Genomic DNA, 13,066 nt, shown 5'->3' with positions numbered 1-13,066 from the left:
TCGCTTTTTTCAGTCGGTCAAAACGACTGACTATCCGTTGCGAGTGCACTGGGATGGGTTGCTCTACCGAGCTTTCGGCGCAGCTGCTCACGCAATATATGGTTCATGTGCTCCCAGTGACCGTGACGCTGCCATTTGCGGTAGTAGAAGTAGACCGTTGAACTGGGCGGAAAATCATGGGGGAGAAGGTGCCATTGACAGCCCGTTTTGAGTTGGTAGTAGATAGCATTACAAACCGAGCGCATATCTACCGTACGAGGATGTCCTCCTGGCTTTGCCTTGGGAATCAGAGGCGATAAGATAGCCCACTCTGTATCGCTGAGGTCGGTGGCATAAGGTTTATCAGACATGGAGTTCAAAGCAAAGCGATACTTGAAATCTATGCTCAATAGACAATTAATTACGCTGGCTTCAGCTTTGCTTTATAAATGGCCTCTAAGGCTGACGCTTATCGTCGATTTATCCTTACTTTCAGTAGATGCACAAACATGAAAAAATCGCTCTAGGGAAACCCGCTAGAACGCTTGCTGAAGTTAAGTTTTAGACCAAGCCCGTGACGAGGATTGAACTCGTGACCTCACCCTTACCAAGGGTGTGCTCTACCACTGAGCCACACGGGCAGCTGAGGATATGGGCCGGGCTGGATTTGAACCAGCGTAGGCGTAGCCAGCGGATTTACAGTCCGCCCCCATTAACCACTCGGGCACCGACCCACGTTATCTCTCAACAGCAATTTATCGTATCACAATAAATTGCTGTGTTGCCATTATGAGCAAGGGAATCTTAGCCCTGAGCTAGACTAGAGCATCTATGCGCGAGGGCGGCTGAAAGTAGGGAGAAAGGTCTGACATGACGCCTAGTAAACGCGATCGCAACAATTGAGCTAGAGTATTAAGGAACATTGAGCATTTTTACCGTCAACTCAAATTTTTCCTGTTATTTAGACCTAAGATTGCATTCCTATGCAGTGTATTATTAATCGCCGTGCCGAATTCTCCGCCAGCCATCGTTACTGGCTGCCTGAATTATCAGAGCTGGGCAACGTGCAGCAATTTGGTAAGGGAAGTCAGTTCCCTGGCCATGGGCATAACTACGTTCTATACGTCTCAATGCTGGGCGATCTCGATCAGTACGGCATGGTCTTAAACCTGTCTGATGTTAAGAAGGTCATTGCCCAAGAAGTAACCGACCATCTGAACTACGCCTTTCTCAACGAGGTCTGGCCAGAGTTTAAGCAGACCTTACCCGCCACTGAACACATCGCGAAAGTCATCTGGCAGCGATTAGCGCCACATCTGCCGCTGCTTAAAATTCAACTTTTTGAACATCCCAAGCTTTGGGCTACCTATGAAGGATCTGGTATGGAAGCAACTCTCACCGTGGGCACTCACTTCAGCGCAGCACATCGGCTAGCGCTCCCGGACTTAAGCTACGAAGAGAACTGTGAAATCTATGGCAAGTGCGCCCGACCCAATGGTCACGGACACAACTATCACCTAGAAGTTACGGTGACTGGCGATATTGATCCGAAAACCGGCATGATTGTGGACTTAGTCGCTCTCGAAAAAGCCGTAGATGAGGCTGTGATTGAGCCTTTTGACCATACTTTTTTGAACAAAGATATTCCGTTCTTTGCAACGGTGGTGCCCACAGCCGAGAATATTGCCGTGCATATCTCTCACCTGCTACAGGAACCGATTCGTCAGTTAGGTGCCCAACTTCATCGCATTAAGCTCATAGAAAGTCCCAACAATTCCTGTGAGATTCTGTGTTCCTCTGTGGCCGAGCCCGTTGTCACAGCAGCAAATGAAGCCGTTCTTGCCTCTTAGAACTGAGGGCGGCTCACAATATAAGAACTGTGGGCCGCGTCTTCACGTCGGGCGCTGAGAAGTGACACTTGCAAGGAGCAAGATTTAGCCTTTGGCAGCTTCACCCAAATTTTTCAGCAGCCCCTGCAGCTGGCCCACAACTGCACCGGAGTCTGGGTTGTCGCCGCTTAAAGAAGCTTGGACGTTTGTAACTCCTTCGCTGATCGCGGAGTAATTTTTATTATCCTTCATGGTCTCACTGACGCTTCCCCAAGACTCCTGGACTTTGGCAAAGTCTTCTTTAGCTTTAGGGAAATCTCCAGCCTGCACTGACGAAATCGTTTCGGTCACACCATCTTTCATCTCGTTGATTCCGGCAAACCCTTTAGCTTGGTCAACCGCACCATCTGTCGTTTCTTTAACTTTATCTGTTGCGTCAGTCGCAGCATCTTTGGCTTGATCAACAGCGGTACCTGCCGTATCTTGAGCTTGGTCAGCAGCATCTTGAGCTTGTTGGCAACCGGTGAGAGGCAGGATGCTTAACAGGGCAATGGTCAAGAATGTTGTGAGTCTCAGCATAGTTTTAAATATCTGTAGTTGCTTGGACGCTACCGATAATATCATCGAACATTAACAAACATGGTGGACTCCAAACTCTTAGGAATTCTTGTCAGTTAAGTTAGACATAGCGGGATTGTTTTGGTATCAGAAGGACTGCTTGAAAATGGCTAAATTTTATTCTGAACTCACCGATCAGCTTATAGAATTTATTGGAAAGCAGCAGATTTTTTTCACTGCTTCTGCACCTGAATCAGGGCGCGCCAATTTATCTCCCAAGGGGATGGATACCTTTCGATGCTTGAGTTCGCGTGAGGTGGCCTATCTGGATCTAACGGGCAGCGGCAACGAAACCAGCGCTCATCTGCAGCAGAACGGTCGGCTAACGATGATGTTCTGTAGCTTTACGGGTTCGCCACTCATTTTGAGACTTTATGGTCAAGGACGGGTGCTTCACGTCGGCGATCTAGACTGGCCTGATTATTTACGGCATTTTGAGGCGTTACCTGGGCAGAGGCAAATTATTACACTTGCGATCGCATCCATTCAGACCTCCTGCGGCTTCGGCGTGCCTCAATATGACTTCATCGGGCATCGGGATCAGCTTTTGCAGTGGGCTGAGAAGAAGGGAGAAGACGGATTAAAAGAGTATCGAACGACTAAAAATCAAACAAGTATCGATGGTTTACCGACGGGACTACAGGAAAGCTGACGCTGATAAATTATTGGCAACAGGGTAGCGTGAACCAAAATTCAGCTCCGCCGCCAACAGGCGCTTCGACACCGATGGCTCCGCCGTGGGCCTCTATGATCTTTCGGCAAATATAGAGACCGAGGCCATATCCCTTGACCTGAAAATCACCCTGACCACGGGCATACATTCCGAAGAGCATCTGACTTCTCTGAGAATCGATGCCAACGCCGTTATCTTTGACCGTGCATCGAATCATCGCATCACTCTGAACCACAGCATGGAGCAAAATCGTGATTCCCTCAGGATTATATTTGAGTGCATTATCGATTAAGTTCTCGAAGACCCGTCTCAACTGGTGAGAGTCTGCATAAATGTTGGGTAAATCAGCTGCAATCTGATTGTTTAAAGTCGATGCCGAGTCTGTGAGCCTATAATCACAAGCGACCTGCAGTTCTTTTGCAAGCTGGCGAAGGTTGACGGACTCAGGTTTTAGGGCCGTTTGCCAAAGATTTGAAGACTCCGCTGTCATCAGAGAATTCATCAGATTGAGCTGGCGATCGCAACTTTTTTTGATCATCGTCAATGCCTCCGGCTCTATCTCAATGACAGAAGGCTCCAGTCGATTCTGCTTGCCCTCTGAATAACGCCCCGTAAACGAGTAGGACAGCAGCCCCTGAACCAGACTAGAAATACCCATAGCCAAATTCCGTAGGTCATGGTTTATAGCATGGGCATAGGTTTGTAGCGCCTCCTGCGCTGTCTGACGCTCATGCATTTCTTCTTCTAGCGACAGCGTGCGTTCTTGAACAGCCAGCTGGAGATCCTGCTCGCGCTGGCTCAGCACAGTCACCATATATTGAAAAGCACGCGCCAGTTGTCCAGGCTCATCTTTTCGCATCGTCAAAGCTTCTAGATTTTGCGAATCGTGACTGGGCTGTTGGTTGAGAGAGCAACTGCTAATCTGCTTGGCAACCTTGGTCAAAATCTCAAGAGGCTGCGTTACCGTCTTCCATAACAACAGATTAATAACCAAGAAGAGCGCTCCGAAAATGGCCGCTAGCGTTTTTGTAACAGACAACAAATTCCGGCGTCCTTGGCTGAAGATATTGTCCGCAGGCACATAAATAAGTTGGGTCGCCACGACTTCATTTAACTTCCATCCAAAGCCATTTTGACTGCCATACATCTTCAGTAAAGACTTCGGTGCTACGCGAGGATCGCCGTGACAGTCTAGGCAACGAACATCATTCATGAACAGAGGCCGCGCCAAGTAAAATAGCTTTTGCCCCTCTAGTGTTCGATAGCCAGATAAAACTTCGTCGGAGGACTCTGGCGCTAGCTGAGTCAATTGGTTGAAGAGATCCACTTCCAGCGAGTCAGCAAGGTCATCCAAATTAGTTGGATTAGGCGTTGCTTCTTTATAGGAAAAGTTTTGAAAGTTAGAGTCCTGATCTCGAAAATCAGAGAAAATAGTTCGAGCCGCAAAGTTGGGGATACTCTCCTGCACAAAGTCGTTCTCTCTTTCTGTATCGCTTTCAAGAATCGGTTGAATGTTGTTTTGAGTGTAGTTACGGGCCGCCTGCATCGCGGTTAGCAGTAGCTCTGCCCTTTCTTTAACAACGTCTTCAGCCTGCTGATTGAGCTGTTGCGAGAGTGTGAAAACGGTCAAACAGCTACCGAGCAAGAAAATGATGACCAAAAACAAACTGAATTTAGCACCTAGCTTCCAGCGAATCATTATCGGTGTTTAAAGTTGCTTCCTAATATGGAGCGGGTCACAAGCACAACGATCATCAGACAGATAAAAGCTGAGAAGAGTGAGCGCCGCCGTTATTAACCCAAATCGCAAGCTGCGTCCGCGACTTCACACCAACCTGGCTCAAAATACTGCTGACATGATTTTTGACTGTCTTTTCAGTGATGTGAAGTGCTTGAGCAATCTCTCGGTTGCTCGCCCCCTCGCAAATTAGCTTCAACACATCCTGCTCTCGAGGCGTTACATCCACTAGCTTATCAAGCTGTGTCTGACGGGTCACGGGCTGGCGTTGCTGCAGGAGCTTTTGACCTAAACCAGGGCCAAACTGCATGTAGCCTTTATAAGCACTTTGGATACTTTGGACAAAATCTTCAGGCGGCGTATTCTTGAGCAAGTATCCCACTGCGCCCTGCTGCATCGCCTCTGTTAAATGTTGAACATCATCATGTGTCGTTAGAATCATAATCTTCACGCCTGGCAGTGCTCGACAAATGTGTCCAGTTGCCGCAACACCATTCATCAAAGGCATACTGATATCCATGAGAACGACGTCAGGCTGAAGTGATTTAGCTTTTGCGATCGCATCTTCACCATCGCAAGCCTCCCCAACGATCTCTATCTCCGCAGTACATCGAGCAACAGCTTTAAGCCCATAGCGGACAATTGCTTCATCATCCACCAATAAAACTCGAACTGGACTCTCAGATTTCGCCATAATCTTGCTCCCGCTCCCATATTCCGGCAGAAGAACAGGAAGGAACTCTGTTCTCTATTCAAAATAGTAGGATGCAGTCCCTTAGCTTACATGAGAGAGGACTTAGAAAGAGCTGTGAACAAACCGTGTTCATCGAGGCAGTCTAAGTTGTTAGCCCTCTAACCCAATATTTTCCTACCATTCGCTACAAGATTCTCCAATTATCAAGCAAGCCGAATATCTACGGGTACAGTGTTTTGCCTGTTCTATTTACTTGTATAAAGTCGTTGCTCCTTGATGTTTTGGGCCTAAAGTCCCAGATAAGATTTGGGTCCTACGCCTCAAGATTTCTAAGGTTGGCCCTGCGTATGATTCAACCAACGAGATGCAAAACCTGTTCTTCGGAACTGAAAGCATCTGTCTAAATACCCTGATTCCGGCCCTCATATTTTGTTCGCACTGAGGCTGGTCAGAAAGTAACGCCAAACCGAATTTCTAAATTCGAATCTACTCAAATTCATAAACCAAGAGACTGAATCATGGCAAACCAACCTAATGAAACTATTGTTCTCAACGACAATCAGAGAGTCACAATCCAGGAGGCTGTTATCGCTCCCGTTGGAGAACCTGCCGTCAACATCGTGGGTGAAGATGCGACCCTACGCGTGTTGGGTCAAGGTTCAATTTCTGCCCCCGACGCCGACAATACCGCCGTCATATCGAGTGGAGAGGATGCCCGCATTACTAACCGCGCCTCGATTTCCGGTGCGCTCAACGGCATCAGTTCAACGAGTGATGATTTGAGATTGACAAATTCCGGCACAATTTCATCTGATAGCCGTGCCGTTGACCTCAGCGATGGCGATGGCATTAGAGCCACAAACTCCGGCACTATCTTAGGCACTGGCGACCAACGCAACGGTACATTCTATGTGGACGGCACCGTTGATGATTTGAGACTAAACAATACTCGTCGCGGTGTCATTAATGCCGGTGAAGGTAACTTAGGGGATGCTGTCTCCGTGCAGGTTGGTGCTGCCGGAGACCCCAGCAATGAGGATATCAACATCGTTAATAGCGGCCTGTTTCAAGGACGGGGTGATGGTCCTGAGGTCTTTGCCGATGGTGCTCGGGTCGCGGCCAATGGCTCTAGCGGTCTACGCTTTTTCAACGGCTCAGACCAACCGGAAGCATCGGTATCCGGCTCAGTGGTCAACCGGGGGACAATTACCTCAGAGGCAAACGTGGGCTTCTTGGGCGGACTCGTTGTCGAAGATGGTGTTGCCTTCGACGGTCGTATTGTCAATGATAGCCGTGGCCTGATCTCTGGCCCTCGCAACGGTCTATACATCGGCAACGCTGCTCATGATTTAGACATCATTAATCGAGGTCGCATTGAATCTGGAAGTCGTGCCGTCAATATTGATGGCACAGGGGTTAACTTGATTAATTCTGGCACCATTTTCGGGACAGGCGATCAGCGAAACGGCACCGTCTACTCAGATGCAACAGCCGATAACTACTCCATCCTCAACACGCGTCGCGGTGTGATTGATGCCGGCGACGGCAATCAAGGAGCAGGTATTGCGCTGCAAACAGGTGATGCTGCAGGGGATATCGTTAACGCGACAGTGAGGAACTTTGGCACCATTCAAGGACGTGGTCAGGCAGCAGCCAACCTCGGGCTTGCGGGAGACGGACTCCGAATTTTCTCGGGTATTGAAGGCGGCGGCACTATCTATCGCGGTGATATCTTCAACCGAGGCAGCATTCTTTCAGAAAGTCTGCAGGGGCCGACTGCTGGCGTCAGATTTTCTAACGGTCTAGCCTATCAGGGGACGCTCATCAATGGCCGAGGTGGCCTCATTGATGGTGCCCAAAATGGCCTGTATTTCGGAGAGGCTGAACATGAAGCCAGAGTAGTTAATGCGGGCACGATTCAAAGTGGCAGCCGAGCGGTTAACATCGACGGTTCAGGGGTCTCTTTGACAAACTCTGGTCAAATTCTGGGAACAGGTAACCAACGCAATGGTAACGTCTACGCGGATGGAACGGCTGACAACTACTCGATTTTCAACAGCCGCCGTGGGGTGATTGATGCAGGTGTGGGCAATCAAGGTGCAGGGCTCTCTCTACAAACGGGTGATGTTGATAGTGACGTGGTCACGGCTTCTCTCCGCAATAGCGGTCGCATTCAAGGTCGCGGTAATGGCGAGGAAAACCTTGAGGGCGATGGCATCCGGCTGTTCACTGAAGTTCCGAATGGTTCTGTGACCCTAGAGTCAGATATCGATAACCGAGGGCGCATTTTGGCAACTGATGACGGTATCGACATTCGTGAAGGGGTCACACTAGCCGGCGACATCAACAACCAACGGCGTAGCACCATCTCAGGTCGTGATAATGGCATTCTCGTCGCGGGAGCTATTACAGGCACCATCAACAACGCTGGTGTTATCTCAGGTGGACTCAATGCCATTGATGCTAGTCAAGCGGATGCGGCCATCACTGTCAACAACAGCGGTGCTCTTAATGGCGATGTTTTGCTTAGTAACTTTGATGATGTCTTTGACGCCTCACGGGGAACAGACAACGGCACTATCTCGGGTCTAGGGGGTAACGACATCATTACCGGGACTCGCAGAGGTGACATTTTAGCCGGAGGTGAGAATAACGATACCTTGACGGGGGGACGCGGTCGAGACACGTTTATCTTTGAACCGATCGAGCTGGGTGCAGATGTGATCACCGACTTTCAAGACGGGACAGATCTGCTAGACATCGGTGCCTTCAACTTTGGGACGGCTGACCTCCAGGCTGTCATTGATGGCGCTCAGCAAATTGGGAGCGATACCTTGTTGACCTTCTCGCCCAACAACACTGTGCTTTTAGAAGGTGTACAGACGGGTGCTATTGATACGACTGATTTCGTAGTGGTTTAACACCTCTATGGCAGCAGATCCAATCATCAATATTGGATCTGCTTCTAGACAGTGAATTGTACGGCAGACCTATCATCCCGCAGATGGTCTCTTTTTCATTTCCGTCAAAGTCACGTGAATTCTACCGGCTATAGCCAAAGCAAAGTAGAGCATCCCTATGTTTACCCATCAAGAGCAGCAGCCTACGCAACGGCCTGCCCTCATCAATCAAGCTGATCATCCCTACATTTGGGCTGCACTTCAATTCATCGTAGAGTCAATAAAAAAGCGTGTTTCGTCCTCGCTTCAGAGCTGGCAGACACAAGTTAGAAGTCACTACTATCAGGCATCTAGAACAGGTTTGGATTTTTATCTGGAAGAGTGTTCAGAAAACTCAACTGAGTTCTGCATGACTTCTCAAAGGCCTGGAGTCAAGGTAAACGATCTTATTATTGTCAGTCATACCTATAACTGTATAAACTACAAAATCCTTGAGATAAGTTACTACCCAAATTTCTCCGATATGTGGGTCGCTAGAATAGTTGAGATTTAGACTAAAGCAAGTGTCATCGCCACAGACAGATGCGTGAGTGGCACTATTGATGGCAATATTTAACTTAATTCGTGTTGGAAGTTACTACACTTGTTCAGCAGCATATCGAGTTCTGCGGCGACTTTTCGAGGGCTTCGACCTTTGAGCGGGGCTGCAACAACCGCTTCATGAGGATTTCGACCAGATTGCTTGATCGCAGAGATCGCAGATTGACTAGAAAATCCGTGCTCAGCCACGAGCCAAGCCGCTAAGATATGTCCTGTTCGACCAATACCGCCAGAACAATGAATCACAACTTTTTCTTGCTTCTGTTTGGCGATCATCAAAAACGGCAAAATTTGATAGATGAGAACATCTGGATTAGCATACCGAAAGTCTTTAATCGGTGCCCAACAGACTTGACGATGCTCAAAAGTCTGTCGATACGTGTTCAGTAAGTCTGTTGAATACTTGCTGAGCTGGTCTGTTGGCAATAGGCAGCAGACGCGTTGAATGTTTTGGTCTTGCATAAACTCAATCCACTGCTCGATCTGGGGTTCGGTGTATCCAGGTTGAGCAGAACCGAACACAAAACGTTCAGTATTGATAGCCGCACTAAATTTGTACATGCGAGTTGAGTAAGAGAGACACATTTACAGTACGGAATTTTCTCCGGTTCACTCTTAGGATGCCCCAATATTATGTCGCCAGCGGCAAAGGCGTAGATTTGAGTTCAGCCTCCGCCTGTTGGCTCTGCCGCAGCAGCCCATACTCAATCCCTTCTGTCACCGCTTGATAAGAAGCCTGAATGATATTAGTGGAAACGCCCACTGTGGTCCAACGCTGATGTCCGTTGGTAAAGTCCACTAGTACTCGGGTCTTGGCAGACGTTCCTGTATGACCGTCTAAAATCCGCACCTTGTAATCAGTGAGATGGAACTCCACCATTGCGGGGTAAAACGCCACCAAGGCTTTTCGGAGCGCAGAATCCAGAGCTGAAACGGGGCCATTACCTTCGGCTGCAGTCAGAATTCTTTGGTCTCCGACTTTGACACTAACGGTGGCCAGCACTGAACTATTGCTGCAGGCTGCATAGTTTTGGGGTACATCATGGGTGCGACAGAGTACGTCAAAGCCCTGTAGGTCAAAGAAAGAAGGACGCTGGTCAAGAGCTTGACGAATCAGTAACTCAAAGCTGGCTTCAGCCGCTTCAAACTGATAACCTTGATGCTCTAAAGTTTTGAGTTCTTGAAGAATCTGACGACTGGCGGGGTGGGCTTTGTCTAAGGTCAAACCAAATAGGCTGGCCTTTTCTAGGACGTTGCTCAGCCCGGCCTGATCTGAAATAACGATGCGACGGCGGTTACCGACAACGTCTGGGGTGACGTGCTCATAGGTGCGCGGATCTTTCTGAACAGCACTCACGTGGATGCCGCCTTTATGAGCAAAGGCTGATAGGCCAACGAAGGGAGCGTGTTCATCGGGCGCTAAATTGGCAATCTCGCTGATCAATCGACTGGCGGGCGTCAAGCCACTGAGCTGATCCGGTGGCAGACAGTCGTAACCCAGCTTGAGCTGGAGATTGGGGATTAACGTACAGAGATTGGCGTTGCCGCAGCGTTCGCCATAGCCGTTGATGGTGCCCTGCACCATAGCTGCACCCTGCTGGACGGCTGCGATCGCATTGGCTACCGCAGTCCCCGAATCGTTATGGGTATGAATGCCAAGTTGAACGTCGTGTCCTGCTTTTTCTTGCCAGGGCTGCATGGCTTGGGACACTTCATCGACAATACTTGAAATCTCATGGGGTAGAGTACCGCCGTTGGTGTCGCAAAGGACAATCCACTGGGTGCCGGATGCGATCGCAACTCTCAAAGTCTCTAGAGCATAGGCTCGATTATTTTTATAGCCATCAAACCAATGCTCTGCATCGTAGATAATGCAGCGATCTTGACGGCTTAGATAGCTAATTGAATCAGCAATCATCGCTAGATTCTCATCTAGCGTCGTCTTTAAGCCCGTGGTGACGTGCAAGTCCCAAGACTTCCCGAAAAGCGTAACCCAGCGGGTCTGTGCAGCCAAAATAGGACGCAATAGCGGATCCTCTGCCGCTGTCAGTCCAGGCCGTCGAGTCGAACAGAAAGGCACCAATTCAGCCTGCTGCAGCGGATTCTCCTGCAGTCGCTGAAAGAATTGGATATCCTTTGGATTCGCGCCTGGCCACCCACCTTCAATAAAGGGCACACCTAAACGATCAAGCTGAAGCGAGATCTTCAGCTTATCCTCAATGGATAACGACAACCCCTCGGTCTGAGCGCCATCGCGCAGCGTCGTATCGTAAATCCAAACCTTTTCAGATTGAGGCATATTTTAGGCCGTGCAAATCAGCGCACTGTCCTTCAGCCGTGGCTCAAGGCAGCACAACCTAGCGTAACAGTTTCGCCAAAGTCCGCTGAGCGCTGGTCTTAAACCTTAACGGGTTCTTCAAATTTAGGTGCGTACGCCTGCAGCAAAGAACTCATTTGGCCTACAACATCAGCCTGCTCATGGGTACCAATTGCATGACGTTCTGGGAAGAACTCAGGCTGGTCAAGGTTCCGAGAGATGGCTGCCATGACCTGCTGAGCAATCAAATCACTGAGCTCTTCTATGGCCCGATGACGTTGATAGGTCGCTCCTTCTTCGGTCGTAGCGTAGAGGGGCGGCAGGCGGTTGAGCGCATAGGCGGCAATATCGCCTAAATCCAGTGTCTGATCGCTAGATGCTTCGATTTCAGAGACCCGCGTAATCGCCTCGGTCAGCACGAGTTCTTCCATTACATTAATGAATTGCTTGCGGGGCACCGCCACAACCTGACCGGTGAGCAAGGCTCCCATCAAGCGATCTAGGGATTGATACTCCTGTACCGCTAAGTCAGCAGCGTGATCGCAAATGCGACCCACTTCAGCTTCCATCGTCGGCGTCAAATATCCATTGGATAACGCCTGTTCTACAATTTCTTCGATCGTCATTGTCACAGTTACCTACAGTCAGTTTGAGATCTAACTTGACTTAGTTTGCCCACCTGAACGAGCAAACACATACCTGTCACTAACAAAACTCAGAAATCAACGGCTTGGCTACCAACGACTAAGGAATACTGAGGACCAATTAATCAAACCCACGCCACAACCACGGCGAAGGATCGACGGCCTGACCATTGACGTACAGGCCCCAGTGCAGATGCGGTCCCGTACTTGCTCCCGTGGAGCCGACGGCACCAATCACCTGACCAGAGGCCACCGTTTGTCCCGGCTGGACATCAATACGACTCAAGTGGAGATAGATGGTGCCGACGCCCTGTCCATGATCAAGACCCACAACATTGCCATGCACTCTAAATCCCTCAGACTCACGGCCAATCAGGGAGACTTTTCCTGCCGCCGCCGCTTTAACTGGCGAACCTGTGCTGTTGGCGTAGTCTAAACCGCGATGATAGTAGTCCTTGGCGAACACACCGTTGTAGTAGCGACGAACGCCGTAGCCGGTACTGGAACGTCCGGCATTCGGTCGAACGAAAGTCCCGTTCCAGTACTTTTGAGGTGTCACCACTGCCTTGAACTTATCAGCCTGCCGAAACTCATAGTTTGGGTCTTTGACGGTGATTTTCTTCTTGGGGGGCAGCCAGATACGCTGCGTCGGGAACCGCCGACTGCCAACCCATAGGAGCATATTTCGAGTTTGCTGGTTGCCGGTCACGGTGAGGCTGCGGCGACCGTGTTTCTCTAGAGGCGTCGTGGGCACCAAGGCTCGCCAGCGATTAGGCGCTACTTGAAAGGCAGGGAAAGTTTTATCGGCGACTTTAACAGTAGGCGCTTCAGTCAAAGTTTCGCCCGAGTCAGGCGTCACCAGAATAGAGACCGTATCTCCGAGTCTGACTTTTGTGGGTTGAACTTTAACTTCAATGGCTTGCGCAGCGTTCCCGAGGAGAGTGCTGCAGGCTGCCCATAAAATTCCCCAGGCAATCTGTGGCTTTTGAATCATGTCTCGTATCTTGTGAAATTGAGTGATGCTGTAGCTGCGCTCTAGGGTATCTCAATCCTGTCGCTCATAGCGAGATGAGT

The 13,066-nt window shown here is 49.5% G+C and carries 10 protein-coding genes, 2 tRNA genes and 1 pseudogene; 3 read left to right on the top strand and 10 right to left on the bottom strand.

The window, feature by feature from the left end; translation table 11 throughout:
* Positions 1-23: 23 nt before the first annotated feature.
* The 3 genes and pseudogenes from C1752_RS03095 to C1752_RS03085 form a co-directional block, all read right to left on the bottom strand.
* Positions 24-350 (bottom strand): annotated as a pseudogene (locus C1752_RS03095) (IS5 family transposase); the annotation flags it as partial.
* Positions 351-548: 198 nt separating this feature from the next.
* Positions 549-620, bottom strand: a tRNA-Thr gene (locus C1752_RS03090).
* 11 nt (positions 621-631) lie between these two features.
* Positions 632-713, bottom strand: a tRNA-Tyr gene (locus tag C1752_RS03085).
* Between the two features lie 249 nt (positions 714-962).
* Here C1752_RS03085 and C1752_RS03080 point away from each other — a divergent pair.
* A complete protein-coding gene (locus C1752_RS03080; RefSeq protein WP_110984598.1) occupies positions 963-1,829 on the top strand; it encodes a 6-pyruvoyl trahydropterin synthase family protein in 867 nt (288 codons plus the stop codon).
* Between the two features lie 84 nt (positions 1,830-1,913).
* On the opposite strand, the gene C1752_RS03075 is transcribed toward C1752_RS03080, so the two are convergent.
* On the bottom strand, positions 1,914-2,387 hold the full coding sequence (locus C1752_RS03075; protein WP_110984597.1) for a hypothetical protein: 474 nt from the start codon (positions 2,385-2,387) through the stop codon (positions 1,914-1,916).
* Between the two features lie 145 nt (positions 2,388-2,532).
* On the opposite strand from C1752_RS03075, the gene C1752_RS03070 reads away from it, so the two are divergent.
* Positions 2,533-3,078 (top strand): pyridoxamine 5'-phosphate oxidase family protein, encoded by a 546-nt coding sequence (locus C1752_RS03070; RefSeq protein ID WP_110984596.1) that lies wholly within the window; start codon positions 2,533-2,535, stop codon positions 3,076-3,078.
* Positions 3,079-3,088: 10 nt separating this feature from the next.
* On the opposite strand, the gene C1752_RS03065 is transcribed toward C1752_RS03070, so the two are convergent.
* Positions 3,089-4,798, bottom strand: a complete 1,710-nt coding sequence (locus C1752_RS03065) for a sensor histidine kinase (RefSeq protein WP_110984595.1) — start codon at positions 4,796-4,798, stop codon at positions 3,089-3,091.
* 55 nt (positions 4,799-4,853) lie between these two features.
* Positions 4,854-5,531: a response regulator gene (locus C1752_RS03060; protein ID WP_110984594.1), complete on the bottom strand. Its 678-nt coding sequence runs from the start codon at positions 5,529-5,531 to the stop codon at positions 4,854-4,856.
* Positions 5,532-6,049: 518 nt separating this feature from the next.
* Between C1752_RS03060 and C1752_RS03055 the strand changes: the two genes are divergently transcribed.
* Positions 6,050-8,452: a beta strand repeat-containing protein gene (locus C1752_RS03055; RefSeq protein ID WP_110984593.1), complete on the top strand. Its 2,403-nt coding sequence runs from the start codon at positions 6,050-6,052 to the stop codon at positions 8,450-8,452.
* 591 nt (positions 8,453-9,043) lie between these two features.
* Here the strand turns inward: C1752_RS03055 and C1752_RS03045 are convergent.
* From C1752_RS03045 to C1752_RS03030, 4 genes are all read right to left on the bottom strand, one after another.
* The gene (locus tag C1752_RS03045; RefSeq protein ID WP_110984591.1) at positions 9,044-9,592 is read right to left on the bottom strand and encodes a protein-tyrosine phosphatase family protein; all 549 of its coding nucleotides are present in this window, start codon (positions 9,590-9,592) and stop codon (positions 9,044-9,046) included.
* 70 nt (positions 9,593-9,662) lie between these two features.
* A complete protein-coding gene (gene cimA, locus C1752_RS03040; RefSeq protein WP_110984590.1) occupies positions 9,663-11,330 on the bottom strand; it encodes a citramalate synthase in 1,668 nt (555 codons plus the stop codon).
* A 98-nt stretch (positions 11,331-11,428) separates the two neighbouring features.
* Positions 11,429-11,974, bottom strand: coding sequence for a late competence development ComFB family protein (locus tag C1752_RS03035; RefSeq protein WP_110984589.1), 546 nt, complete (start codon positions 11,972-11,974; stop codon positions 11,429-11,431).
* A 139-nt stretch (positions 11,975-12,113) separates the two neighbouring features.
* Positions 12,114-12,986, bottom strand: coding sequence for a M23 family metallopeptidase (locus C1752_RS03030; RefSeq protein WP_110984588.1), 873 nt, complete (start codon positions 12,984-12,986; stop codon positions 12,114-12,116).
* Positions 12,987-13,066 lie beyond the last annotated feature (80 nt).

The organism is Acaryochloris thomasi RCC1774 (assembly GCF_003231495.1).
GTDB lineage: Bacteria > Cyanobacteriota > Cyanobacteriia > Thermosynechococcales > Thermosynechococcaceae > RCC1774.
This window is presented reverse-complemented; position numbering and strand designations above follow the sequence as displayed.